The organism is Streptomyces venezuelae (genome assembly GCF_008642315.1).
Lineage (GTDB): Bacteria > Actinomycetota > Actinomycetes > Streptomycetales > Streptomycetaceae > Streptomyces > Streptomyces venezuelae_D.
The window spans coordinates 5,293,963-5,319,571 of the sequence record NZ_CP029192.1; the positions used below are offsets into that span (position 1 = coordinate 5,293,963).

The 25,609-nt window shown below is 71.9% G+C and carries 20 protein-coding genes; 9 read left to right on the top strand and 11 right to left on the bottom strand.

Going from position 1 to position 25,609, the window contains the following annotated elements:
* The first annotated feature begins 109 nt into the window (after window positions 1-109).
* Window positions 110-1,012 (top strand): cellulose-binding protein, encoded by a 903-nt coding sequence (locus DEJ48_RS23210; RefSeq protein ID WP_150218009.1) that lies wholly within the window; start codon window positions 110-112, stop codon window positions 1,010-1,012.
* Window positions 1,013-1,133: 121 nt separating this feature from the next.
* Here the strand turns inward: DEJ48_RS23210 and DEJ48_RS23215 are convergent, their stop codons facing one another.
* From DEJ48_RS23215 to DEJ48_RS23235, 5 genes are all read right to left on the bottom strand, one after another.
* A complete protein-coding gene (locus tag DEJ48_RS23215) occupies window positions 1,134-1,469 on the bottom strand; it encodes a hypothetical protein (protein ID WP_150218010.1) in 336 nt (111 codons plus the stop codon).
* Window positions 1,459-3,393 carry a pre-toxin TG domain-containing protein gene (locus DEJ48_RS23220; protein WP_150218011.1) on the bottom strand — a complete coding sequence of 645 codons (1,935 nt, stop codon included), beginning with the start codon at window positions 3,391-3,393 and terminating at the stop codon, window positions 1,459-1,461. Before DEJ48_RS23220 ends, DEJ48_RS23215 begins: the two co-directional genes overlap by 11 nt.
* Before the next feature lie 146 nt (window positions 3,394-3,539).
* The gene (locus tag DEJ48_RS23225) at window positions 3,540-5,120 is read right to left on the bottom strand and encodes a cation acetate symporter (protein WP_150221337.1); all 1,581 of its coding nucleotides are present in this window, start codon (window positions 5,118-5,120) and stop codon (window positions 3,540-3,542) included.
* 17 nt (window positions 5,121-5,137) lie between these two features.
* The gene (locus DEJ48_RS23230; protein ID WP_150218012.1) at window positions 5,138-5,578 is read right to left on the bottom strand and encodes a DUF485 domain-containing protein; all 441 of its coding nucleotides are present in this window, start codon (window positions 5,576-5,578) and stop codon (window positions 5,138-5,140) included.
* Window positions 5,579-5,689: 111 nt separating this feature from the next.
* A complete protein-coding gene (locus DEJ48_RS23235) occupies window positions 5,690-7,252 on the bottom strand; it encodes an MFS transporter (protein WP_150221338.1) in 1,563 nt (520 codons plus the stop codon).
* Between the two features lie 420 nt (window positions 7,253-7,672).
* Between DEJ48_RS23235 and DEJ48_RS23240 the strand changes: the two genes are divergently transcribed.
* Together DEJ48_RS23240 and DEJ48_RS23245 are read left to right on the top strand one after the other, a co-directional pair.
* Entirely contained in the window at window positions 7,673-8,461 is a 789-nt protein-coding gene (locus DEJ48_RS23240; protein ID WP_150218013.1) for an ABC transporter ATP-binding protein, read from the top strand.
* A complete protein-coding gene (locus DEJ48_RS23245; RefSeq protein ID WP_150218014.1) occupies window positions 8,458-11,055 on the top strand; it encodes an ABC transporter permease in 2,598 nt (865 codons plus the stop codon). Before DEJ48_RS23240 ends, DEJ48_RS23245 begins: the two co-directional genes overlap by 4 nt.
* Before the next feature lie 90 nt (window positions 11,056-11,145).
* Here DEJ48_RS23245 and DEJ48_RS23250 read toward each other — a convergent pair whose 3' ends face one another.
* From DEJ48_RS23250 to DEJ48_RS23260, 3 genes are all read right to left on the bottom strand, one after another.
* On the bottom strand, window positions 11,146-12,603 hold the full coding sequence (locus tag DEJ48_RS23250) for a DUF2079 domain-containing protein (RefSeq protein WP_150218015.1): 1,458 nt from the start codon (window positions 12,601-12,603) through the stop codon (window positions 11,146-11,148).
* A gap of 105 nt (window positions 12,604-12,708) precedes the next feature.
* Window positions 12,709-13,128, bottom strand: coding sequence for a hypothetical protein (locus DEJ48_RS23255; RefSeq protein ID WP_150218016.1), 420 nt, complete (start codon window positions 13,126-13,128; stop codon window positions 12,709-12,711).
* Window positions 13,125-13,637 carry a SigE family RNA polymerase sigma factor gene (locus tag DEJ48_RS23260; RefSeq protein ID WP_150218017.1) on the bottom strand — a complete coding sequence of 171 codons (513 nt, stop codon included), beginning with the start codon at window positions 13,635-13,637 and terminating at the stop codon, window positions 13,125-13,127. Before DEJ48_RS23260 ends, DEJ48_RS23255 begins: the two co-directional genes overlap by 4 nt.
* Before the next feature lie 273 nt (window positions 13,638-13,910).
* Between DEJ48_RS23260 and mfd the strand changes: the two genes are divergently transcribed.
* Complete coding sequence (gene mfd, locus DEJ48_RS23265) at window positions 13,911-17,441, top strand: transcription-repair coupling factor (RefSeq protein ID WP_150218018.1); 3,531 nt, start codon at window positions 13,911-13,913, stop codon at window positions 17,439-17,441.
* 12 nt (window positions 17,442-17,453) lie between these two features.
* Here mfd and DEJ48_RS23270 read toward each other — a convergent pair whose 3' ends face one another.
* Together DEJ48_RS23270 and DEJ48_RS23275 are read right to left on the bottom strand one after the other, a co-directional pair.
* A complete protein-coding gene (locus tag DEJ48_RS23270; RefSeq protein WP_150218019.1) occupies window positions 17,454-17,876 on the bottom strand; it encodes a nuclear transport factor 2 family protein in 423 nt (140 codons plus the stop codon).
* An 87-nt stretch (window positions 17,877-17,963) separates the two neighbouring features.
* On the bottom strand, window positions 17,964-18,368 hold the full coding sequence (locus DEJ48_RS23275; RefSeq protein ID WP_150218020.1) for a hypothetical protein: 405 nt from the start codon (window positions 18,366-18,368) through the stop codon (window positions 17,964-17,966).
* Window positions 18,369-18,536: 168 nt separating this feature from the next.
* Here DEJ48_RS23275 and DEJ48_RS23280 point away from each other — a divergent pair, with 168 nt between their 5' ends.
* Both DEJ48_RS23280 and DEJ48_RS23285 read left to right on the top strand, forming a co-directional pair.
* Complete coding sequence (locus tag DEJ48_RS23280) at window positions 18,537-19,268, top strand: HNH endonuclease family protein (RefSeq protein ID WP_223832170.1); 732 nt, start codon at window positions 18,537-18,539, stop codon at window positions 19,266-19,268.
* A gap of 53 nt (window positions 19,269-19,321) precedes the next feature.
* The gene (locus DEJ48_RS23285; RefSeq protein WP_150218021.1) at window positions 19,322-20,071 is read left to right on the top strand and encodes an N-acetyltransferase; all 750 of its coding nucleotides are present in this window, start codon (window positions 19,322-19,324) and stop codon (window positions 20,069-20,071) included.
* 15 nt (window positions 20,072-20,086) lie between these two features.
* On the opposite strand, the gene DEJ48_RS23290 is transcribed toward DEJ48_RS23285, so the two are convergent.
* Window positions 20,087-20,917, bottom strand: coding sequence for a hypothetical protein (locus tag DEJ48_RS23290; protein ID WP_223832171.1), 831 nt, complete (start codon window positions 20,915-20,917; stop codon window positions 20,087-20,089).
* Window positions 20,918-21,093: 176 nt separating this feature from the next.
* On the opposite strand from DEJ48_RS23290, the gene DEJ48_RS23295 reads away from it, so the two are divergent.
* The 3 genes from DEJ48_RS23295 to DEJ48_RS23305 all read left to right on the top strand — a co-directional run bounded on the left by DEJ48_RS23295 (window position 21,094) and on the right by DEJ48_RS23305 (window position 25,464).
* Window positions 21,094-23,190, top strand: a complete 2,097-nt coding sequence (locus DEJ48_RS23295; protein ID WP_150218022.1) for an N-6 DNA methylase — start codon at window positions 21,094-21,096, stop codon at window positions 23,188-23,190.
* A gap of 121 nt (window positions 23,191-23,311) precedes the next feature.
* The gene (locus DEJ48_RS23300) at window positions 23,312-23,941 is read left to right on the top strand and encodes a hypothetical protein (protein ID WP_150218023.1); all 630 of its coding nucleotides are present in this window, start codon (window positions 23,312-23,314) and stop codon (window positions 23,939-23,941) included.
* A gap of 2 nt (window positions 23,942-23,943) precedes the next feature.
* Window positions 23,944-25,464: a protein kinase domain-containing protein gene (locus DEJ48_RS23305; protein WP_411757474.1), complete on the top strand. Its 1,521-nt coding sequence runs from the start codon at window positions 23,944-23,946 to the stop codon at window positions 25,462-25,464.
* Window positions 25,465-25,609: the final 145 nt, after the last annotated feature.

The window sequence follows — 25,609 nt, forward strand, 5'->3', positions numbered from 1 at the left end:
ACCGGGTGGAGTGGGCGGAGTGTCGCGTTATGAGCGCTTCCGCTTGATCCATCAAGATGTGCGCCAATCGCGCTGTACGCGTGCGGTACGTCGGAGAGGGGATCCAAGGATGAGCAGCAGCGGTGCATCGTCGTCGCCCTACGGCTTCGTCACCGTGCGGGGGCGCGGCTACCGTCCCGAGCAGGTCGAGGCGTACGCCGCCGGCCTCTCCCAGGACCGGGACGGGGCGTGGGAGCGCGCGGCCCGGCTCACCGTCCTCGCCAAGGACATGGAGGTGGAGGCGGAGCACCTGCGGGACGTGGTGTCGCGGCTCGCGCCCCAGACGTACGAGACGCTCGGCGAGCGGGCCCGCCAGATCCTGGCCCTCGCCGAGGCGGAGGCCGCCGCGGTACGGGAGAGCGCGGCGGCCGAGGCGCAGGCGGTGACGGAGGACGCGGAGGCGGGGGCGCGGGAGCTGCGGGAGTCCGCGCGCGCCCACGCCGAGCGGGTCGGCGCCGACGCGGAGGACCGGGCCGGGCGCCGGCTCCAGGCGGACCGGGCCACGGCCGACGAGATCAGGATCTCCGCCCGGCAGGACGTGAAGGCGTGGCGGGGCGAGGCGCTCGCGGCGCTGCGCGAGATGCGGCAGCGGTGCGAGGGGCTGCTCGCCGAGCAGGAGAAGGAGCAGGGCGAGCGGTGGGAGGCGGCCGAGCGCGAGGCCGCGGAGCGCGAGGCGGCGTCGGACGCGCACTACGCGGAGCGGGTGGCAGCGGCGGAGACGCGGCTCTCCGAGGCCGAGCGGGCCTTCGCGGAGGCGGAGGAGTCGGCGCGGCACGGACAGGAGGACGCGGAGGCGCGGGGCGCGGAGATCGTCGCGGAGGCGGTCCTCTGCGAGGAGCGGGTGACCCGCGAGACGGAACGGATCCTGCGCGAACACGGTGAGCGCTGGGACGAGGTACGGGCCCACATGGATCACGTACGCAGCAGCCTGGCGACGTTGACGGGCCGGGCGCCGGCGGAGGAGACGCCGTAAGTCTCCTCCGCGGCTGCGCTTCGTCTGCGGGCCCGCTGTGGCTGGTCGCGCAGTTCCCCGCGCCCCTTGGCGGTCCACCTCGCCGCACGACGGAAGGTGCCGCCCAGGGGCGCGGGGTCCTCTAGTCCTCCAGTCGGGGCAGGACCCCCTCGGGCCCGCCCTCGTCCACGATCGCGCGGAACGCCGTCGTCATCGCGGCGACCCCGCCCGTCGGGACCACGACCAGGTCCGGGCACTGGAAGAACGCGCCGCCCGCGGCCTCGCCCGTCCGCTTCCAGCGGTCCATGACGGCGGCGATCTCGCGGAGCGTCATGAAGGTGGCGCTCCACCGCGTGCCGTCGGGCAGCCGGAGTTCGGCGTCGGCGTTCTCGACGTCCTCGGCGCGGTCGTCCGCCCCCAGCAGGAACAGGGCGGTGAACCGGTCGTCCTCGACCAGCAGGTGCGGGTCACTTTCCATAGAGCTGCTTCAGCCTCGCAATCACCTTGGACTCGTTGCCCTTGTCGGACTTGCCGACGATCTCGATGCCGCCCTCCACGTTCCGGAAGAACAGGCGTCCGCCGTTCCGGCCGCGGGCGTACGTGACGTCGGTGCCCGCCAGCGCCTTGCTGCCGAGCCCGGGGTTCATGTTTCCACGGGAGAGCTGCTCGAAGAGGCCGTCGAGGTCGCGCTGCACGGCCTGGTTCTTGCCCGCCTGCTGCGCGGCCTTCGACAGCTGGGCGTCCTTGCCGACGGCCGACGTGATGATCTTGCACGGGGCGGCGTTGTGCACGAGGACCGGGGTGTCGCCCACGAGCACGTAGTACGTGTGCGCGCCGGCCACGGTGAGGTTGCGGACCTCCTGGTCCGGTGCGGTCCAGGAGGTGACCGCGGCGATCCTGGCGGGTGCGCCCGCGTCGGTCCGCAGCGTCGTCCCGGCCGCGAGGTCGGCCGCGTTGGTCCACTGGTCGTCGCCGGTCCAGAACGGGTGCAGGTCGGTCGCGGTGACCGAGGCCGTGCGGTCCCCGTGGTCGCCGTCGACGTCCACGTCGACCTTGACGAGGTTCTTCTCGCCGTCGCCGACGATGAGGTCCGTGACGGGCCGACCCTGGGTCGTGCCGGTGCCCGGCTCGGTGGCCAGGACCTGGTCGCCCTCGCGCACCTGCTCGATGGGGACGGCGGACCCGTCGGCCATGAGCACGCGGGTGCCGGGCAGGAAGCTGTTGCTCGCGCACGTGGCGGCGGCCGTCCCGCCCTTGCGGGCCTTGCGGACGTCGTCGGCGGTCAGGGCCTTGGCGCCCACCTTGGCGCCGACCTTGAGCCAGCGCAGGACGGCGAGGGAGCCTGCCGCCCGCTCCGCCCCGCTGAGCTCCTTGCCGGTGGCCAGGTCCTTGCCGGTGAGCGCCTCGACGATGCCCTTGCCGTCGCCGATGCCCGGCACCAGGTCGAGGAAGAGGGACATGCGGCGCTGCTGCGTGGCCTCGTCGAGGCCGGAGGAGCCCGATCCCCAGGAGTCTCCGACGTGGGAGAAGTCGAAGTCGATGTCGGGGAGTTCGCTGAGCCGCTCGGCGCCCTTCTTGATGCCGGGGACGTTCTTGTTCGCGGTCTTCATGCCGCGGTTGGCCTGGGCGATGCCGTCGTTCATCTCCTTCATGCCCTTGTTGGCCTTGGAGATCCCCTTGTTGGCCTTGGCGAGGCCCTTGTTGACCTCGTCCACGCCCTCGTTCATCGTCTTGAGGCCGCGGTTCATCTGGGCGAAGCCCTTGTTCATCTGGTCGAACGCCGCGTTGAGCTCCCTGAGCTCCTTGCCCCAGTCGGGCAGGTCCTTGTCCTTGATGGGCTCGACCTTGCGCGACGGCGGGTAGCCGTAGTCGCCGACGACGACGGTGAGGATGCTGAGGGCGTAGAGCGAGTCGCTCGCCGTGCCCATCATCTCGTCGGCCTTGGCGACGTTCTTCGCGAGGTTCGCCAGGTGGGGCCCCGCGGCCTTGGCGGTCTTGACCGCCTGGGTCAGGATCTTCTCCTGTTCCTTCGGGTCGGACGTCGAGGAGGGGTCCTTGAGCTCGGCGAGCTTCAGCTTGCCCAGCGCCTCCAGCTCCGTGTCGAGCGTCTTGAAGCGGGCCCCGTGGTCCTTCATGATCGACTGCGTTCCGTAGAGGAACAGAGCCGTGCCGGCGCCCGCGATCAGCGCCTTGCGGCCGAACTCTTTCAGGCAGCCCGCCTTCTCGACGAGTCCGAGGTCGTCGCAGTGCGCGTAGTGGGAGACGCGTTCGGCGATCTCCAGGAGGCTCGCGGGCTTCTTCTCGGCGGCGGCCGCCGGGCTGCCCGCCGCGACGGCCGACGTGAAGGAGAGGGAGAGGGCTGCCACCGTCGTGACGAGCCTGGTGGTGGTTCTGTGGTGCATGCGTTCCTAGGTCATGGGGGCACTACGCCCATGACGATGTGACCCCCCGTAGCTGCATTTCTGACGGGTACCCGCCAGAAATAGTTACCAGCGAGTACGGTAACACCGCGATATCCCGGAATGTCTGACTTTCAATCATCAAATGCCTACTTCCCCCGCCCCGACGCCCCCGCCAGGATCCAGCCCTCCACCGCCTCGTAGCGCCTGCGGTGTTCCTCCGCCTCCGCGCGGGGGGAGAAGCGGGTGCCGAGCCAGCCGAGGAGGAAGCCCAGGGGGATCGAGGCGATGCCTGTCGTCGTGAACGGGAACCACGTGAAGTCGTGGTGCGGGAACAGGGCGCCGGGGCTCCCGGAGACCAGGTTCGTGCCGGTCATCAGGATCAGTGAGCCGAGCGTGCCGCCCAGGAGGGTCCAGAGCAGGCCCGTCCGTGTGTAGCGGCGCCAGAAGAGGCTGTAGACCAGGGCGGGCGCCAGGGCGGACGCGCCCAGGCAGAAGGAGAGGGTGGCCAGGGGTTGCAGATTGTGGTCCTTGACCAGGATCGCCAGGGCGATCGCGGGGACACCTATGGCCAGTGCGGAGGCGCGGGCCAGCGTCATCTCGCGGCGGGGTGAGGGGGTGCGGCGGCCCTGCGCGAAGACGTCGTGGGCCAGGGAGTTGGCGCAGGCGAGGATCATGCCGGCGACCGAGGCGAGCAGCGTCAGGAACAGTGCGGTGGTGACCGTCGTGAAGATCAGGGTCTCGGCGGCCGAGGTGTGGGCGCCGAACGCAGCGCGGGAGCCGAGGAGGTAGGCGGTGTTGCCCTGCGGGTCGTCCTCCGCGATCGTCGCGCGGCCGAGCAGCGCCGTCGCGCCGAACCCGACGACGGTGATGACGAGGACGAAGAGGGCGACCGACGAGACCGCCCAGGACATGGAGCGCCGTATCTCACGGGCGTCGCGGGCCGTGTACATCCGCATCGTGACGTGCGGGAGCGCCGCGCCGCCGAGGACCACGGTCAGCTCCGAACTGATCATGTCCAGGCGCGGGCTCGGGCTGTCCGCGAACTGGAGCCCGGAGCGGAGGTACGCCGGTCCCGCCCCGCTGCCGTCCTGTGCGGCGGCGAGCAGGGCGCCCGGGCTCCAGTCGAAGCGGTGCAGTATCAGGGCGGCGACCACCGCGCCCGAGCCGAGCAGCATCACGATCTTCAGGATCTGGATGAGGGCGGTGCCCTTCATCCCGCCGATGGCCGCGTAGCTGATCATCAGGGCGCCGAGCGCGACGACGCAGCCGGTCTTCAGGCCGTCGCTGGAGAAGCCGAGGATGAAGGCGAGCAGGTCGCCCGCGCCCGCGAGCTGGACCACCATCAGCGGGAGCAGGGCGGCGATGGTGGCCGTGCACGCGGCGATCCGGACGGCGCGGCCCGGCATGCGGCGCGCCACGACGTCGCCCATAGTGAACCGGCCCGCGTTGCGCAGGGGTTCGGCCAGCAGGAACATCAGGAGCGTCAGGGAGAGCGCCGTGCTCAGGGCGAGCACCACCCCGTCGTACCCGAGCAGGGCGATCACGCCCCCGGTGCCGAGGACGGTGGCCGCCGAGATGTAGTCGCCCGCGATGGCGAGGCCGTTGCGGAGCGGGGAGAGCGCGCCGTAGCCCGTGTAGAACTCGTCGAGGTCGTCCCGGTCGGGTCCGGTCATGACGCACAACAGCAGGGTGAGGGTGACCACGACGGTGAAGGCCACCAGGGACATGGTCTGCGCTTCCTCGCTCACGGGGCCTCCCCGTCGCGGGGGAGCGCCGACTCGCGCTGTCTGCGCAGCAGTTCGGAGAGCGGGTCGAGGCGGCGGCGGGCCGTGCGCTCGAACAGGACGAGGGCGAGCAGGGTGACGGGGAGCTGGCAGAGGCCGAGGAGCAGGCCCGTGGTCAGCCCGCCGGAGACGGTGCCGGTCATGAAGGCGGGCGCGAGGGCGGACAGGACGAGGAAGAGCGTGAAGTAGCCGAGCGCGGTGAGGGTGGCGACCCGGCGCTGGATCCGGTAGGCGCCGCGCAGCTTGCGCAGGTCGCTGTGGCGGCCGGGAGCGGGGCGGCGGGGCAGGCGGGGGGCCGGGGGCGCTTCGGGGGGCGGGGGCTGCCAGGGGTAGGTGAGGTGGGGCTGTTGCTCGTACGGGAGGGGGGCGGGGTCGTACGCGTCGTACGGAACGTCGGTCATCCCGGTTCTCCTTGCGCGGCTTCCGGTCCGGTGGTGCGGACCGCAGGGAGCGAGGGGAGCCGAGACGTTACTCGTAAGTAGGGCCGGTGTGCGGGGTTTTCGTGGAACCGGTCAGTCGCTCTGTTGTGTGGGTGACAACTGGTCCTTCTGGGAGCTCAGTTGCCTCTCGTCCAGTACGGGGAAGCGCCGGGGCGCCAGGAAGACCAGGACGGCCAGGGCGGCGACGGCGGCGCACCCCGCGCCGAGGTACACCGAGTCGACGGCCGCGTCGACCGCCCGCCGCAGCGGCTCGGGGTCGGCCACGGACCCGGGGTCGTCCAGGATGCGCGCCACCGAGTCGAGCGACCCGGCCCCGTCGAGCCGCGCGGCGAGCACCCCGTTGGCGACCGCGCCGAACAGGGCGGCGCCCAGCGTCTGGCCGATCTGCCGGCAGAACAGGACCGACGCGGTGGCCGTGCCGCGCTCGGCCCAGCCGACACTGGACTGGACGCCGACGATGAGCGGCAGCTGGAAGAGCCCGAGGGCCGCGCCGAGCAGCAGCATGAGCAGCGCGGGCTGCCAGGCGGTGCCGGGGTAGGGCAGGAACGGGAACGTGAAGAGGATCAGCGCGGCCCCGGAGATCCCGGTGATCGCGGTGTTGCGGAAGCCGATCCTGCGGTACACGTGCTGGCTGAGGGCGGCGGAGACCGGCCAGCTCAGCGTCATCACGGAGAGCACGAACCCGGCGGCGACCGGGGCGAGTCCGAGGACGGACTGGGCGTAGGTCGGCAGGAAGACCGTGGGTGCCACCATCAGGAGGCCGAGCGCGCCGAGGGCGAGGTTCACCGCGGCGATGGTGCGCCGCCGCCAGACCCAGCCGGGGATGATCGGCTCCTCCGCCCTGCGCTCGACGATGACGACGACCCCGATGAGGGCGAGCCCGGCGCCGAAGAACGCGAAGGACGGCACCGACACCCAGTCCCAGGCGACCCCGCCCTGCACGAGCGCGGTCAGGAGGGTGCCGCCGCAGGCGAAGACGGCGAGGGCGCCCGGCCAGTCGACGCGGCCGCGCGGGACGGCCTCGCGCGCGGGTTCGTGGAGGTGGCGCACGATCAGCCAGAGCGCGACCGCCCCTATGGGCAGGTTGATGAGGAAGATCCAGCGCCAGTCCGCGTACGAGGTGATGAGTCCGCCGAGCGCGGGACCCGCGACGGCCGAAGTGGCCCACACGGTCGACAACTTCGCCTGGATCTTGGGGCGTTCCTTGAGCGGGTAGAGGTCGGCGGCGAGGGTCTGCACGGTGCCCTGGACGGCGCCGCCGCCGAGCCCCTGGACGACGCGGAAGGCGATCAGCGACTCCATGTTCCAGGCGAGGGCGCAGAGTCCGGAGCCGAGGAGGAACAGCACGCAGCCCGCGATGAGGACGGGCTTGCGGCCGAAGGTGTCGGAGAGCTTGCCGTAGACGGGCAGGGTGACGGTGGCGGCGAGGAGGTAGCCGGAGAAGAGCCACGAGAAGATCGAGAAGCCGCCGAGCGCGCCCACGATCTGCGGAACGGCGGTCGACACGATGGTGGAGTCGACGGCGGCCAGCGCCATGGCGAGCATGAGCGCGGCGACGACCGCGCCCCGGCCGCGTACCGCGTCCTGGGTGCGTACCGCGTCCTGGGTGCCCACAGAACTTCCTTCCCCCTGCATCCGGTTGCTGCGGGCCACCTTCTCACCCGGGGGAGGTCGGGGGCAGGGCGGCGGCAGGGTGGACGGCCGGGTGGAGGCAACCCTGAGAAGGTCTCCACCGGCGGGTGGAGATCCCCTAGGGGTACCTCCGTACAACGGACTGGGGAGCGTTCGTCCCGCCGGAGGATGAGGCGGGCCCCGGCGGTCCTTAGATTTGCTTTACGAGCCGGGCACGGGGCCGGCTCGTACGAACCCACCCCGCCGGAAGGGGCGGCCCGTCCCGCCGGAAGGGCCAACCGCACCGGCGAGGGTGGGGTTTTCCCCCGGAGAAGACTGCGCTGAGCACCAGCGCGCCGGGGCCCGTCGTGACACCAGACTGAAGTGCGAGAGCGCGCCGTGTATCCGCCCGGCTCGTCGCAGCACCGACATAGGAGACTTACCGTGACAACGGCTATAACGACACCCAGGCACGGGGGCACTGGAGGGCGTACGGCCGTGGCGGCACGGGCGCGCCAGGTCGTGAAGGCGTACGGCTCCGGGGAGACCCGCGTCGTCGCGCTCGACCACATCGACGTCGACATCGCCCGCGGTCAGTTCACCGCGATCATGGGCCCCTCGGGCTCCGGCAAGTCCACCCTGATGCACTGCCTCGCGGGCCTCGACACGGTCAGCAGCGGGCAGATCCACCTCGACGAGACCGAGATCACCGGCCTCAAGGACAAGAAGCTCACCAAGCTGCGCCGGGACCGGATCGGCTTCATCTTCCAGGCGTTCAACCTGCTCCCCACCCTGAACGCCATCGAGAACATCACGCTCCCCATGGACATCGCGGGCCGCAAGCCCGACCGTGCCTGGCTCGACCAGGTCGTGGAGACCGTGGGCCTCGCCGGGCGCCTCAAGCACCGCCCGACCGAGCTCTCCGGCGGCCAGCAGCAGCGCGTCGCCGTGGCTCGCGCGCTCGCCTCCCGCCCCGAGATCATCTTCGGCGACGAGCCGACCGGAAACCTCGACTCCCGCGCCGGGGCCGAGGTGTTGGGCTTCCTGCGCCGCTCGGTGACCGACCTCGGCCAGACCATCGTGATGGTCACGCACGACCCGGTGGCCGCCTCGTACGCGGACCGCGTGCTGTACCTCGCCGACGGCCGGATCGTCGACGAGATGCACCACCCCACCGCCGACCAGGTCCTCGACCGCATGAAGTCCTTCGACGCCCGGGGACGTACGTCATGACCGTCCTCAAGACCTCGATGCGCAACTTCTTCGCGCACAAGGGCCGCATGGCGCTCTCCGCCGTGGCCGTGATCCTGTCGGTGGCGTTCGTGTGCGGCACGCTCGTCTTCTCCGACACCATGAGCACCACCTTCGACAAGCTCTTCGCGGCGACCTCCGCCGACGTCACCGTCACCCCCAAGTCCGCCGAGGACGCGGGCGACACCCCGCGCAGCGGCAAGCCCGAGTCGATGCCCGCCTCCGTCGTCCAGGAGGCGAAGAAGGCCAAGGGCGTCAAGGCCGCCGAGGGCGCCGTCAGCAGCCAGAGCGTGACGGTCGTCAACGCGAAGAACAAGAACATGGGCCCCACCAACGGCGGCCCGACCATCGCGGGCAACTGGACGCACAACGACCTGCGTTCCATGGACATCACCTCCGGCCACGCCCCGCGCGGCCCCACCGAGGTGATGATCGACGCCGACACCGCCGACAAGCACGACCTCAAGCTCGGCGACGAGCTGCGCACCATCGCCGCCACCGGCGACCTCACCGCGAAGATCTCCGGCATCGCCACCTTCAAGGTGACCAACCCCGGCGCCGCGATCGTCTACTTCGACACCGCGACGTCCCAGCGCCAACTCCTCGGCGCCACCGGCCGGTTCACGCACGTCAACCTCACCGCGGCCGCGGGCGTCAGCGACACCCAGCTGAAGAAGAACGTCGCGGCGGTCCTCGACGGCAAGGCCGCCGCGCACGACGGCTACGACATCAAGACCCAGAAGGAAGCCGCGGACGACAACCGCGAGTCCGTCGGCAGCTTCCTCGACGTCATGAAGTACGCGATGCTCGGTTTCGCCGGGATCGCCTTCCTCGTCGGCATCTTCCTCATCATCAACACCTTCTCGATGCTGGTCGCCCAGCGCACCCGCGAGATCGGCCTGATGCGCGCCATCGGCTCCAGCCGCAAGCAGGTCAACCGCTCCGTCCTCGTCGAGGCCCTCATGCTCGGCGTGTTCGGCTCGGTCCTCGGCGTCGGCGCGGGCATCGGACTCGCCGTCGGCCTCATGAAGCTCATGTCCGGCATGGGCATGGAACTGTCCACCGGCGACCTCACCGTCAACTGGACGACGCCCGTGGTCGGCCTGGTGCTCGGCATCGTCGTCACCGTCCTCGCCGCCTACCTCCCCGCACGACGCGCCGGCAAGGTCTCGCCGATGGCCGCACTGCGCGACGCGGGCACCCCGGCCGACGGCAGGGCGAGCGCGCTGCGCGCCGTCATCGGACTCGTCCTCACCGGCGCCGGCGGCTACGCCCTGTGGGCCGCCTCGCAGGCCGACAAGGCCAAGGACGGCTCGCTCCTCCTCGGCGGCGGCGTCGTCCTCTCCCTCATCGGCTTCGTCGTCATCGGCCCCGTGCTCGCCTCCGGCGTGGTCCGCGTCATCAGCGCGGTCCTGCTGCGGATGTTCGGCCCGGTCGGCCGGATGGCCGAGCGCAACGCGCTGCGCAACCCGCGCCGCACCGGCGCCACCGGCGCGGCCCTGATGATCGGCCTCGCGCTGGTCGCCTGCCTCTCCGTCGTCGGCTCCTCGATGGTCGCCTCGGCCACCGACGAGCTCGACAAGTCGGTCGGCGCGGACTTCATCGTCCAGCCCACCCAGCCCGGCATGAACATCACGGACAAGGCCGCCGATGCCCTCGGCAAGGCCGACCACATCGCCCACATCACCCGCTACAAGCAGATCAACGCGGACATGACCACGCCTTCGGGCAAGACCGTGGACGGCGTCGGCCTGAGCGCCGCCGACCCCTCCTACGCCACGGACCTGCGGCGCGAGACCACCGCGGGCAAGCTCTCCGACGCCTACGGCAAGAACGCCATGTCGGTCGGTGACGACTTCGCCGAGAAGCACGGCCTGAAGGTCGGCGACGAGCTGAAGATCGCCTTCGAGCACGGCAGGACGGCGAAGCTGAGGCTCGCGGCGATCACCAATGACGACACCTCCGTCGACCGGGGCTCGATGTACCTCAACATCACGACGATGGAGAAGTACGTCCCCGCGGACCGCATCCCGCAGAACGACATGATGTTCGCCTCGGCCACCAAGGGCCAGGAAGAGGCCGCGTACGCCTCCCTGAAGAAGTCCCTGGACGCCTACCCGCAGTACAAGGTGATGGACCAGACCGACTTCAAGCAGACCCTGAAGGACCAGGTCGGCCAGCTCCTGAACATGGTCTACGGCCTGCTCGGGCTCGCGATCATCGTCGCGATCCTCGGCGTCGTGAACACCCTGGCCCTCTCGGTGGTGGAGCGCACCCGCGAGATCGGCCTCATGCGGGCCATCGGCCTCTCGCGCCGCCAGCTGCGCCGCATGATCCGCATGGAGTCCGTGGTCATCGCCCTCTTCGGCGCCCTGCTCGGCCTCGGCCTCGGCATGGGCTGGGGAGCGACGGCCCAGAAGCTCCTGGCGCTGGAGGGCCTGAAGGTCCTCGAGATCCCGTGGCCGACGATCATCGCGGTCTTCATCGGGTCGGCGTTCGTGGGCCTCTTCGCGGCACTGGTCCCGGCGTTCCGGGCCGGCCGGATGAACGTCCTGAACGCCATCGCCACCGAATAGCCACTCCGACGGGGGAATCGGGGGAACGGGGGAGCCGGCCCCGGCGGGCGCGTGTGATGCGCGCCCGCCGGGGCCGGCCGCCGTCCGCCGCTACTCCCGGCGCAGCAGCACGTACCCGTACGCGGTGTCCTCGGCCACGTAACGGGTGCCCGGATGCAGCCCGTTGGCGTACGCGACCGGGTCCTTCGTCCAGCCGGACCGCACGTCGAGAGCGACGTACCGCGGCACGACGGGGTCGGCCGCGCCGGTCCAGAAGACGCGGGTGCGCGAGGTCAGCCGGGTGATCGGCCCGATGTTCGCCTCGACGGTGGCGCCGTCCGGTATCCGGTCCAGCATCTTCTCGATGGCGACGACCTGCTCGCTCTTCCGGTACGTCGCCCCTTCGGTGAGGCCCGCGAGCGGCAGGGACGTGGTGAGGGCGAGCGCGGCCGCGGCGACGCACGCGGGAAGGAGGTCCGCGTACCGGCGCAGCCACGGCTTCGGGCTGCGGCGCGCGGTGTCGACGGCGTCGACGAGGGCGAGCAGGACGACCGGCATCAGGACGGCGCTGTAGTGCCAGTCCGTGCCCCAGTAGTGGTCGTCGGCCGAGACGAACCGCCAGCCGAGCGTCGGCAGCGCGACCAGGAGCAGCGGAGAGCGCAGGGCCAGGAGCCCGGAGGTCGGGATCAGCAGCCAGGCGAGGGTGCGCAGCTTCGTACCGAACCCGTCGAAGGCCCCGGCGGTGGGGCCCGCCTCCCCGACCTTGTCCCAGTAGTCGTACCCGCCGACCGAGTTGAAGGCCGGAATGACCAGCGTGAGCGTGACGGCGGTGGCGACCGCGCCGAACGCGGCGACGCCGAGGGCGTGGCGCAGCGCCTTCGGGTCCGTACGCCGGCACCGGATCGCCACGACCACGGCGAGCGCCGCGAGGGTCGCCCCCAGGTCCTCCTTGACGAGGACCAGCGGCAGCGCCCAGAGCAGCGAGGCCCGCCACCGCTGCCGCAGCAGCGCTTCGAGGGAGAAGGCGATCAGCGGCACCGCGAAGCAGATCTCGTGGAAGTCGAAGTCGACGGCGCGCTGGATGCCCCACGACAGCCCGTACGCGACCCCGATCGCGAGCCCCGACGCGCGCCCCAGGATCCGGGTCGCCGCCCGGGTGACGGGCACGACGGAGACGGCGATCAGCAGCGCCTGCGCGACGAGCAGCGTCACGGGCGAGGGGAAGAGCCGGTAGGCGGGGGCGAGGAGGGCGGTGACGGGGCTGAAATGGTCACCGAGGATGTTGGCGCCGGGCCCCTTGAGGTCGGCCACGGGTACGCGGAGGTGCGCGTAGGCGCGCACGGCCTGCTCGAAGATCCCGAGGTCCCAGGAGGAGCTTTCGAGCCGCCGGTACCGGCACACGGACACGACGGCGTACGCGACGAAGAGCCCGGCGGCGAGCAGATGCGGGGCGCGGTCCCAGAGCCGTCTCTTCCCGTCGACGACGGGAACGGAGACACTCCGGTCCCGCCCGGGTATGAGCTCGTCGGCACGCTCCTGGGCGGGGAGATCGGTCTTGGCTGCGGGCATGGGGTGGCTTTCTGGTGGGAGAGCGGAAAAATCTAGCCCCTCCGGCGCGTGAGGAGCGGGGTCCGGGGCGGAGCCCCGTGCATCGGTGGCGCGCACGACAGGAAATCAGCCCCCCGACGGAGTCGCGGTCGCCGTCGCCGTGGGCGGAGTCGGCCATGTCGGCGTCGCGGTCGGCGGCAGCGAGGTCGAGGGCGTCAGGGAAGACGGCACCCCGGACGACGGCGACCGGTCGGCGAGGGACGACTCCGGGAAGGAGGCCGACTTCGTCGGGCTGGGCGGCACAGCCGGCCCCACCGGCTCCCCGCCCCGCCCCAGCTGCACCGCGGCGAGCGCGCCCCCGCCGGAGACCAGGCAGACGGCGAGCGCCGCCCCCGCCGCGTACGTCCGCCGCCGACGGCGTGCCCCGCGCGCGGCGACCTGGTGCGCAGGGACCGGCGAGGCGGCCAGGCCGCCCGACGCGGCGGCCCGCTTCAGCGCGGCGGCGAGGCTGTCGCCGCCGTCCGCCGGGGGAGTGGGCTCGGTCACGGTGCTCCTCCGAGGTCGAGGTCCGAGGCGGTCGTGTCGTCGAGATGCGGTGCGAGAGCCGCCCTGGCCCGGGACAGGTGGGACTTCACGGTCCCGGCCGCGATCCCGGTCTCCGCGGCGACCTGCTGCACGGACAGGTCGCACACGTAGTGCAGAACGGCCACCCGCCGCTGCCGCTCGGACAGCTGCCGCAGCGCGGCGACCAGCGCGACGGTCCCCGGGTCCGGGGCGGGCGCGGTGCCCGCCCGTTCCCCGTGGTGGCGCCGCCAGGCCTCCGCGGCCCGCCCGCGCCGCCGCCACCGGCTCACGGCGAGCCGCCGGGCGACGGTCCTGACCCACGCCTCGGGACCGGCGTCCCGCTCCAGCCGCGAGCGGCGCGCCCACGCGCGGACGAAGGCCTCCTGGACCACGTCCTGCGCCTCGTGGAGGTCCCCCGTCATCAGATAGACCTGTCCGACCAGTGCTCTCACGGAGTGCGCGTAGAACGCCTCGAACTCCTCGTCGGTCAAGTGGTCTCCTGGTGCGTGCGGTGTTCTCGATGGCAGTACGCCCGGGAGGCGCGGCCGGTTTACACCCGAGGGGAAAATATTTTCGGACGGAGGTTTCCGGACAGTGTGCGGGAGGGCACCCGGTCTCCCGCCCCCCGGCCCGGCCCGACCGGGCCGCGCCGATCAGCGCGGAGTCGTACGCTGGAGACCCCCGGCCCGTACGACGTGCCGGGCGGTTCGCGTTGCCCACTCACTCCGGCTACCTGGACTGCTGGACTGGACGGAAAGCCTTCAATGAGCCTGCACGGTCTGCTCGACGCTGTCGTCAAGGACTCGGCACTGGCCGAAGCGGCCAAGGCCGCGACCGACGGCCACCGCATGCACGTCGACCTGGTCGGACCGCCCGCGGCCCGGCCCTTCGCGGTGGCGGCGCTGGCCCGCGAGTCCGGCCGCACCGTCCTGGCCGTGACGGCCACCGGCCGGGAGGCCGAGGACCTGGCCGCCGCGCTGCGGACGATCCTGCCGCCGGACGGCGTCGCGGAGTACCCGTCGTGGGAGACGCTGCCGCACGAGCGCCTCTCCCCGCGCTCCGACACCGTCGGCCGCCGCCTCGCCGTGCTGCGCCGTCTCGCGCACCCCAGCCCGGACGACCCGGAGACAGGACCGGTCTCGGTGGTCGTCGCGCCGGTCCGCTCCGTCCTGCAGCCGCAGGTCAAGGGCCTCGGCGACCTGGAGCCCGTGGCGCTGCGCAGCGGGCAGACGACGGACCTGAACGAGACGGTGGAGGCCCTCGCGGCGGCCGCGTACTCGCGCGTGGAGCTGGTCGAGAAGCGCGGCGAGTTCGCCGTACGAGGCGGCATCCTCGACGTCTTCCCGCCCACCGAGGAGCATCCGCTGCGCGTGGAGTTCTGGGGCGACGACGTCGAGGAGATCCGGTACTTCAAGGTCGCCGACCAGCGCTCCCTCGAAGTCGCCGAGCACGGTCTGTGGGCGCCGCCCTGCCGTGAGCTGCTGCTCACCGACGAGGTGCGGGAGAAGGCGGCCGTCCTCGCCGAGGAGCACCCCGAGCTCGGCGAACTGCTCGGGAAGATCGCCGAGGGCATCGCGGTGGAGGGCATGGAGTCCCTCGCGCCGGTCCTCGTCGACGACATGGAGCTGCTCGTCGACGTCCTGCCGAAGGGCTCGATGGCCGTGGTCTGCGACCCGGAGCGGGTGCGGACGCGCGCGGCGGACCTGGTGGCGACCTCGCAGGAGTTCCTCCAGGCGAGCTGGGCGGCGACGGCGGGCGGCGGCGAGGCCCCGATCGACGTGGGCGCGGCGTCCCTGTGGGGCATCGCGGACGTCCGGGACCACGCACGCGAGCTCGACATGATGTGGTGGTCGGTGAGCCCGTTCGCCGCCGACGAGGAGTTGGACGATGACACGCTGAAGCTGGGCATGCACGCCCCGGAGACGTACCGGGGCGACACCGCGAAGGCCCTCGCGGACACGAAGGGCTGGCTCGCGGACGGCTGGCGCGTCGTCTACGTCACCGAGGGCCACGGCCCCGCGACCCGCACCGTCGAGGTGCTCGGCGGCGAGGGCATCGCGGCCCGCCTCGACGGCGACCTCGGGGAGCTCACGCCGTCGCTGGTGCACGTGTCGTGCGGCTCGATCGACTACGGCTTCGTGGACCCGGCCCTCAGGCTCGCGGTCCTCACCGAGACCGACCTCTCCGGGCAGAAGGCGGCCGGCAAGGACGGCCAGCGCATGCCGGCCCGCCGCCGCAAGACGATCGACCCGCTGACGCTGGAGTCCGGCGACTACATCGTCCACGAGCAGCACGGCGTGGGCCGCTACATCGAGATGGTGCAGCGCACCGTCCAGGGCGCGACCCGCGAGTACCTCGTCGTGGAGTACGCGCCCGCCAAGCGCGGCCAGCCCGGCGACCGGCTCTACATCCCCACCGACCAGCTGGAGCAGATCACCAAGTACGTGGGCGGCGAGGCCCCGACGCTCCACCGCCTCGGCGGCGCCGACTGGACGAAGACGAAGGCGCGGGCGAAGAAGGCGGTCAAGGAGATCGCCGCCGACCTCATCAAGCTGTACTCGGCGCGCATGGCGGCGCCCGGCCACTCCTTCGCGCCCGACACGCCCTGGCAGCGCGAGCTGGAGGACGCCTTCCCTTACGCGGAGACGCCCGACCAGCTGACCACGATCGCCGAGGTCAAGGAGGACATGGAGAAGACGGTCCCGATGGACCGCCTGATCTGCGGCGACGTCGGTTACGGCAAGACGGAGATCGCGGTCCGCGCGGCGTTCAAGGCGGTCCAGGACGGCAAGCAGGTGGCGGTCCTTGTCCCCACGACCCTCCTCGTCCAGCAGCACTTCGGCACGTTCTCCGAGCGCTACTCGCAGTTCCCGGTCAGCGTGAAGGCGCTGAGCCGCTTCCAGACGGAGACGGAGTCGAAGGCGACCCTGGAGGGCCTGCGCGAGGGCTCGGTCGACATCGTCATCGGCACGCACCGCCTGTTCTCCTCCGAGACCAAGTTCAAGGACCTGGGCCTGGTCATCGTCGACGAGGAGCAGCGCTTCGGCGTCGAGCACAAGGAGCAGCTGAAGAAGCTCCGCGCGAACGTCGACGTCCTGACGATGTCGGCCACCCCCATTCCCCGTACGCTCGAAATGGCCGTCACCGGCATCCGCGAGATGTCGACGATCACGACGCCGCCCGAGGAGCGCCACCCGGTCCTGACCTTCGTCGGCCCGTACGAGGAGAAGCAGATCGGCGCGGCCGTGCGCCGCGAGCTGCTCCGCGAGGGCCAGGTCTTCTACATCCACAACCGCGTCGAGTCGATCGACCGCGCGGCGGCGAGGCTCCGGGACATCGTCCCCGAGGCGCGGATCGCGACGGCCCACGGCCAGATGTCGGAACAGGCCCTTGAGCAGGTCGTCGTCGACTTCTGGGAGAAGAAGTTCGACGTGCTCGTCTCGACGACGATCGTCGAGTCGGGCATCGACATCTCCAACGCCAACACGCTGATCGTGGAGCGCGGCGACAACTTCGGCCTGTCCCAGCTCCACCAGTTGCGCGGCCGAGTGGGCCGAGGCCGCGAACGGGGTTACGCGTACTTCCTCTACCCCCCGGAGAAGCCGTTGACGGAGACGGCCCACGAACGCCTCGCCACGATCGCCCAGCACACGGAGATGGGCGCGGGCATGTACGTGGCGATGAAGGACCTGGAGATCCGCGGCGCGGGCAACCTCCTGGGCGGCGAGCAGTCGGGTCACATCGCGGGCGTCGGCTTCGACCTGTACGTCCGCATGGTCGGCGAGGCGGTCGCCGACTACCGCGCGTCCCTGGAGGGCGGTGTGGAGGAGGAGCCGCCCCTGGAGGTCAAGATCGAGCTCCCGGTCGACGCGCACGTCCCCCACGACTACGCCCCCGGCGAGCGCCTGCGCCTGCAGGCCTACCGTGCCATCGCCTCCGCGAACACGGAGGAGGACATCAAGGCGGTACGCGAGGAACTCACCGACCGCTACGGCAAGTTGCCGGAGCCGGTGGAGAACCTCCTCCTGGTGGCAGGCCTGCGCATGCTGGCCCGCGCCTGCGAGGTCGGCGAGATCGTCCTCCAGGGCAACAACATCCGCTTCGCCCCGGTGGACCTCCGCGAATCCCAGGAACTCCGCCTCAAGCGCCTCTACCCCGGAACGGTCATCAAGCCGACCGCGCACCAGATCCTGGTCCCGCGCCCCAAGACGGCGAAGGTGGGCGGCAAGCCGTTGGTCGGGCGTGAACTGCTCGGCTGGGTCGGGGAGTTCCTCACGTCGATCCTGGGGTCCTAGAGGCCTGGGGTCCTAGGCCGTCGTGCAGGCCGCCGCGATGGAGAGGCTGTTCTCGTACAGGTGGTGCCGGGTGATCCGGCCGTCCTCCACCGTGAGGCGCAGGGCGAAGGGGCCGGCGAAGGACTTGCCGGTGGCGCGCACGGTGCCCGAGAGGTGGCCGAACAGGACGGCATCCGTTCCGTCGACGAGGAAGGTGTCGAGGGAGGCGCGGGCGTCCTCGGGGACGGTGTGCGCGGCCAGTTCCTCGGACTGGGCCGCGCACTCGGCGCCCGTGGAGCGCGGGCGGATCCACGGGACGGCGGGGTTCTCGGCGAGCAGCCAGTCCACGTCGTCGGCGAACAGCTCCTCCATCCGCCCCCTGTCCACGGCGAGCCGGGCCTGCAGGAACTCCTGGACGACGGCGCGGGTGCGGTCGGCGGTGTCGGCGGCGCTCATGGGGGCTCTCCTCGGTTCGGCTCTCGGCTGATGTGACCGATCCTGCCGGGGGAGAGAGGGGACGGTCGATTACCGCTGAGGTAATCGTCAGCGGTCAAAGAGCTGGTCGTCCTTGTCGCGGCACAGGGCGTGGGCGGCGCCCATGATGCGGGACGTCTGCACCTTGGTCGTGCCGAGCCGGCGCGTCGACTCCTTGAACTGCTCGCCGAGGGCCGCGCCCCGGATCGTGCACAGGGCGTCCCCTTCGGCGACGAGCGCGTCGTCGTCGATGTGGTCGAGGTCCGGGTAGTTCTTCCGCAGGGTCTTGAGGAAGAACTCGGCCGCAGGCCCTTTCAGTCCGCGTCCCTGGGGAGCGGCGGGAGTCGGGTGCGCGCTGGGTGACGAAGTGCGCGGTGTGTCGGACGCGTTGGTGTCGGACCCGCCGCACCCCGTGGTACCGAGGACGAGGACGGTGAGCAGCGGCAGGGCGAGCCGCGGCAGACGCTTGTGCATGAATCTCCTGATAGGGAAGGAACAGGAGATATTCTCATGATCGTCCGTATGGTCCGAGGGTCCGCCCAGGGGAGGGGAGAGCGCAGTGAGGTACCAAGTCGTGGGTCCGCACCGGTTTCCGGTGAAGTCGCGGAGCGGTGCCGCGCCCGGCGCGACGGTGGTCGTCCGGTGAACCGGCGTACCCGTACCGCTTCGGCGCTGCTCGCCCTCCTCGCCGTGCCCGCGCTCCTCACCGGCTGCGAGACCGGCACCAAGGACAAGGCGGACGGCGGCGCCGCCGGACCCGACGCGAAGGCCGGGTCGGCGCTCGCCGCCGTCGACACGCTCACCGTCAAGGGGCGGGCCCCCAAGACCGGTTACGAGCGGAGCCGGTTCGGCACCGCGTGGGCCGACACCGACTCCAACCGCTGCCCGACCCGGGACGACATCCTGAAGCGGGACCTCAAGGATGTGACGTACGCGGGCGGCGACTGCCGGGTGACGTCCGGCAAGCTCGCGCCCGACCCGTACACCGGCAAGGACGTGACGTTCCGGCGCGGGCGCAGCCAGGTCGACATCGACCACCTCGTGGCGCTCTCCGACGCCTGGCAGAAGGGCGCGTTCCAGTGGCAGCCCGCCAAGCGCATAGCGTTCGCCAACGACCCGCTGAACCTCCTGGCCGTCGACGCGGGCCCCAACCGCGGCAAGGGCGACGGCGACACGGCGACGTGGCTGCCCCCGAACAAGGGCTACCGCTGCACGTACGTGGCCGGACAGGTCGCGGTGAAGAAGAAGTACGGGGTGTGGGTGACCGGCGCGGAACGCGCCGCGATGAAGAAGGTCCTCACGACGTGCCCGGACGAAAAACTTCCGTCGGGCACAGCTCCGACGGAGGCCCCACCCCGCTTCCACGCCCGCTGACCGGGGAGAAAACCGCTACCGCCCGCCGAGCGGACCCCGTACCGTCCCGACCCATGAACCTCAAGATCACGACGCTCGCCGAGCGCCCCGAGCTCACGGACCCGCTGTGGAACATGGCGGAGGACTGGCCGGAGTTCATCCTCCACGACCCGGTGGGCTGGTCGCTGATCGGACGGATCGTCAAGGACCTTCCGGAGTACGTCCTGGTCGCCACCGACGAGGACGACGGCGGCAAGGTCGTCGCCCGGGCCTTCAGCGTGCCGTTCGCGCTCCGCGCCCGCGGCACCGGTGAACTGCCCGACGGCGGCTGGGACCAGGTCCTGCTGTGGGCCTTCTCCGACCTGCGCCACGGCAAGCGGGCCGACACCGTGAGCGCCATCGAGATAACCGTCGACGAGACGGCCCGGGGCAAGGGCCTCTCCGCGAGGATGCTCGACGCCATGCGGGAGAACGCCCGTGCCCACGGCTTCGCCGAGGTCGTCGCGCCCGTGCGGCCCAACGCCAAGCACCTCGAACCGGCGGCCCGGATCGACGAGTACGCGTACCGCACCCGCGAGGACGGTCTGCCGCACGACCCGTGGCTGCGGGTCCACGTGCGGGCGGGCGGCGTCGTGGAGAAGGTCGCGCACGCGTCCATGACCGTGTCGGGGTCGACCGCGCAGTGGCGGGAGTGGACCGGGCTGCCGTTCGACACGGAGGGTCCGGTCGAGGTGCCGGGGGCGCTGGTGCCCGTGCACTGTGAACCGGAGCGCGGGTACGGCGTGTACGTCGAGCCGAACGTGTGGGTGCGGCACACGCTCTGAGGCCCGACGGGCCCGTCACGCGCCCAGCTTGTCCAGGTCGATGACCTTGCCCGCGGGCGGCGTCGTCTTGACCGGCTTGTCGTACTCGCTGAACGTGATGTGCTCGGGCTCGGCCTTCTTCGCCTCCCCCTTCTTCGGCTCCGCGTCGATGATCTTCAGCAGGTACGGCTTGCCCTCGGCGGCGACGTAGATCGTGTACTTCTCCTCGGCGTCGTGCGCGTCGATCCTGATCGCGGGGATGCCGTCGAGCTCCGTCGTCGCGCCCCTGCGGGCGTTCGAGTTGATCCCGCCCTCGAACTCCTTGAGCAGGTCGTCCAGGTCGCACATGCCGGCGATGTCCTTCGCGTCGGGGCCCGACGCCTTCGTCTTCGACCAGCGGTCGGCGAGCATCTCGACCGCGGCCGCCGTCTGGTCCTCGGGCTCGCCCTTGCTCTGCGAGCGCAGGAACTTCTCGTCGTACTTCATGTAGACCGTGCCGTTGCCCGGGACGATCAGGTCGAACGAGCCCTCGTCGGCCATCGACATGGTGCCCGCGCACTTGCCCGACGTGTCGAGGGCCAGGTCCATCTTCATCCGGCCGGTCTCGTCGTCGTCGATGTCGCCCGCGAGCCGGAGCGACGTGGCGTCCTTTGTCGCCTCGACGGCCTTGTTCACGATCTCGGTGCCGCTCATGCCCGCGAAGGGCTCCTTCGGCTTGTCCTGCTTGGTCTTGGTGGAGTCGGACGCCTTGCCCGCATCGGACGCCTTGCCCGATTCCGAGCCGCAGGCCGTGAGGCCGACGGTCGCGGCGACGAGGACGGCCGCGACGGCGGCGGTACGGCGCAGGTGGTGACGGCGGTGACGCATGGAGATCCCCCAGGGAGTTCGTTCGGTGGTGAACATCAGACCAGGTGTGTGTGAACCGAGTCAACACGAGCTTTGGTGGATCACGAGTTAACGGCCGTGAAACGATCCGTGCGGCCGTTCGCCGGATATGCTCGACGCCGCGCGACTGACCTCGCGCGTTCGAGGGGAGCCACCAGATGACGCCGCGGAACGACACGACCGAGGTCACCGCCGCCGGGATCGCCCGCCTCGCGGGAGTCGGCCGGGCGGCCGTCAGCAACTGGCGCCGCAGGCACGGCGACTTCCCCAAGCCGGTCGGCGGCACCGAGACCAGCCCCTCCTTCGCGCTCGCGCAGGTGGAGGACTGGCTGCGCGCCCAGGGCAAACTCGTCGAGGTCCCCCTCCGCGAACGCCTCTGGCAGCAGCTCGCGGGCCACCCCGCGGGCCCCGTCACCGCGCTGCTGCACACCGGATGCGGCCTGCTCCTGCTCCGCGACAGGCCCACCGACTGGCTCGCGGTGAGCGCCGTGTCCGACGAGCGGATGGCACAGCTGCTGCCGGACGTCCTCGACGAGACGGTGACGATGCGGTTCGGCGTACGGCGCAGGCGTGCCGTACGGATCCCGGCGGCCGCCGAACTCCTGCCGTCCGTCCCGCTGCTGCGCGCCGCCGCCGAGCTGGCGTCCGAACTGGGCGCCAAGCAGACGTACGAGTTCCTGCTCGGCCGGCAGACCGACGCCAACCCCCGCCAGTACACGCTCACCCCGACGGGCCCCGCCGAGCTGATGGCGCGGATCGCCGGAAGCGCCGCACCCCCGGGCACCGTCCTCGACCCCGCCTGCGGCACCGGCGCCCTGCTGCGCGCCGTCCCGCCGCGCCCCGACCAGTACCTGTACGGCCAGGACAGCTCACCGGAGCTCGCCGCCCTCACCGCGCTGCGTCTGGCCCTGCACTCCGACGCGACCGTGCGCACCATGGCCGCCGACACCCTGCGCGCCGACGCCTACGACGACCGCAAGGCCGAGGCCGTGCTCTGCCACCCGCCGTTCAACGAACGCAACTGGGGTCACGACGAACTGGCCTACGACGCCCGCTGGGAGTACGGGTTCCCGGCCCGCTCCGAGTCCGAACTCGCCTGGGTGCAGCACGCGTTGGCCCGGCTCACCGACGGCGGCACCGCCGTCCTGCTCATGCCCCCCGCCGCCGCGTCCCGCCGCTCCGGGCGCCGCATCCGCGCCGACCTGCTGCGCCGCGGCGCGCTGCGCGCCGTCATCGCCCTGCCCGCCGGCACCGCGCCCCCGTACAACCTGCCCCTGCACATCTGGGTCCTGCGCAAGCCGGGACCGGCGGCGAAACCCGCGCCCGAGCTGCTGCTCGTGGAGACGGCCGGTCTCCTGGCCGCCGACGGGCGCGACAGACAGCTGTGGCCCGCCGTGCAGGACGCCGTGCTCGACGCCTGGGAGCACGTCGAGCGGCACGGCACGCTCGACGAGCGGCCCGGCACCGCCCGCAGCGTGCCGGTGCTCGAACTCCTCGACGACGAGGTCGACCTGGCCCCCGCCCGCCATCTGCCGCCGCCCGCCGCGGCCGGGGGCGGCGCGGAGCTCCTGACCGTCCGGCAGGGTCTGGGCGAGGCCCTGCGCCGGGCCGCCGACCTCGCGCCCCCGCCGGCCGACCTCGCCCCGGCCGACATCGGAGACATCCCCAGGCCGCCCCTCACCACCGTCGGTGAGCTGGCCCGCGCCGGCGCCCTCACCCTGCACACCGGCACCGGCGAAGGGCCCGGCGGCACGCCCGTGCTCACCGACCACGACGTGCTGACCGGCGCCGCGCCCTCGGGCACCGCCCACGAGAGCACGGGGAGCGCGGCGGGCGCGGACGACGTCGAGCCCGTGCGCACCGCCCCCGGCGACGTCGTCGTCCCCGTGTTCGGCGGCGGCACGGCCGCCCGCGTGATCGACGAGGCCACCGCGGGCGCCGCCCTCGGCCGTGGCCTCGCCCTGCTGCGCCCGGACCCCGCCGCGCTCGACCCGTGGTTCCTCGCCGGGTTCCTGCGCGGCACCGCCAACCACCGGCAGGCCAGCAGCTACGCGTCGACGTCCGCCCGGCTCGACGTCCGCCGCCTCCAGCTGCCTCGTCTTCCGCTCGCCGGGCAGCACGCGTACGGCGAGCGCTTCCGGCGTCTCGCGGAGTTCGAGGACGCGGTGCGCCGCGCGGCCCTGCTCGGCGACCGGTTGGTGCGCGGCATGCACGACGGACTGACGGAGGGAACCCTTCCGCCCGGGGCCGCGTGACCAGTACGACAACGGTTCGGTACAACCCGGGACCCGTCGTCGCGGTCGGCCTATACGCTCGAACCCTCGTCCGTTCGTTCAACAGGCAACAGGCAACAGGCAACAGGCAACAGGAGCAGCCATGCACGGCCACGGTTATGCGCCGCAGCACCCGCACCCCCCTTCCCGGGGGACGCATGTGACGCTGCGCGTGCTGTTCGTGGTGCTCACGGTGCTCACGTGCGGCCTGCTGGCGTGGGCCGCGATGCTGCGGCTCGCCCTCGTGACGCGCAAGGCCCACAACTGGGTCCTCTTCGGCATCGTGACGGCGCTCGACGTGCTGGCCCTCGCCCTCGTCGGCGTCGACCCGGGGGAGGACGAGTTCCAGGGCCCCGGCAGCGCGGGCATGGTGGTCATGCTCTGCACGATGGTCGCCGCCGTCGCCTACTACCTGTACGGGGACATCCGGCACTTCAGTCCGTACCGGCAGCAGCCCCAGCCCCAGCAGCCGCAGCAGTACACGGGGTACGTACCGCAGCAGCCGCAGGCCTCGTACGGATACCCGCAGCAGATCGCCCCCGCCCCGAACCCCGCACCTGCGCCCGGCCCGCCCGGCCCCGTCCACCTCCAGCCCACCCAGCTCGGCCACACCCCGCCGCCGCACCCGCCCGCGCCCGCGCCCGCGCGCCCCGCGCCCGTCCGCATCGACCAGGTCCGTGCCGAGCTCGACGAGCTGAGCGACTACCTGCGCAAGCAGGAAGGCGGCAACTGACCGTGCGTGTCGTCGCGGGGCGCTACGAACTCTCCACCCTCATCGGCCAGGGCGGCATGGGCCAGGTCTGGACGGCGTACGACCAGCGCCTCGACCGCCGCGTCGCCGTGAAGCTGCTCCGCCCCGACCGCGTCGCGGGCGCCGAGGCCGAGGAGCTGCGCCGCAGGTTCGTGCGCGAGTGCCGCGTCACCGCGCAGGTCGACCACCCGGGCCTGGTCACCGTGCACGACGCGGGCAGCGAGGGCGAGGACCTGTACCTCGTCATGCAGTACGTCGACGGCGCGGACCTCGGCGACCACCTCGCCGAGCACGACCCCTACCCCTGGCAGTGGGCCGTCGCGATCGCCGCCCAGCTGTGCGCCGTGCTCTCCGCCGTCCACGCCGTGCCGATCGTGCACCGCGACCTCAAGCCGCGGAACGTCATGGTCAAGCAGGACGGCACCATCAGCATCCTCGACCTCGGCATCGCCTCCGTGATGGACACGGACACCACCCGCCTCACCCACACCGGCTCCCCGATCGGCAGCCCCGCCTACATGGCGCCGGAGCAGGCGATGGGCGGCGCCGTCGGCCCGTACACCGACCTGTACGCGCTCGGCGTGCTGATGCACGAACTCCTCAGCGGCGACGTCCCGTTCTCCGGGTCCACCGCGCTCGGCGTCCTCCACCGCCACCTGTACGAACCGCCGCTCCCGGTCCGCCGCCTGCGCCCCGAGGTACCCGAAGCCCTGGAGGCCCTCGTCCTGCGACTGCTCGCCAAGGACCCCCAGCACCGCCACGGCAGCGCCCAGGAGGTCTACGGGGAACTGGCGCCGCTGCTGCCCGCCCGCGGCGTCCCCTCCGGCGGCCCGCTCGACCCCACCCGCCCCTTCCTGCGCCCGCACGCGCCGTGGCCGGACCGGGCCGCGACGCCCGCGCCCGCACCCGACATGCCCGCGCAGCCGCCCGGAACCGCACCTCAGCAGGACGTCGCCCGTGCCGTCGACGACGTCAAGCGGCTCCTCGGCGAGGGCCGCATCACCCAGGCCGTCGACATCCTCGGCGCGATCCTCCCGGCCGCCGCCGCCAAGCACGGCGAGCACTCACCCGTGGTCCGCACCCTGCGCAAGCAGTACGCGGCGACGCTCATGGACGACGGCCAGTACCGCCGCGCCCTGCCCGAGCTGCGGCGCCTCGCCGACGAGCGCGCCGCCGAATCGGGGCAGGCGGACCCGCACTCGCTCCAGTTCCGGTACGAGGCGGCGCAGTGCCTGGAGCAGCTCGGCGAACCGGCGGCCGCGCTCGCCGAGTACCGCTCGCTGCTCCCCTACTACGAGAACCAGTACGCGACGGACGACCGCCGTCAGTCCCTGGAGATCCGCCGCCGCATCGGCCACCTGCTGCTCGCCCTAGGCGACCGGACCGCCGCCCACGACACGTTGGCGCGGCTGCTGCACGACGCGGAAGTGCTGCACGGACCCGGGCACCCGTTCCCCGCCGAGATCATGCGCACCCTGCAGTGGCTCGGACAAGTGCGCGGCTGACGCCCGTACGGCTGGGCAGGGCGCGTGGAAGGGTGCCCCAACTCCCGGGAAATCGTTGGTCGAATAGATGTCGAATGGCTGGCCGAGAAGCCTGCCACTCCCTACCATCGATCATCGCAAGACTTTGTGCACCGCCGCACAATCT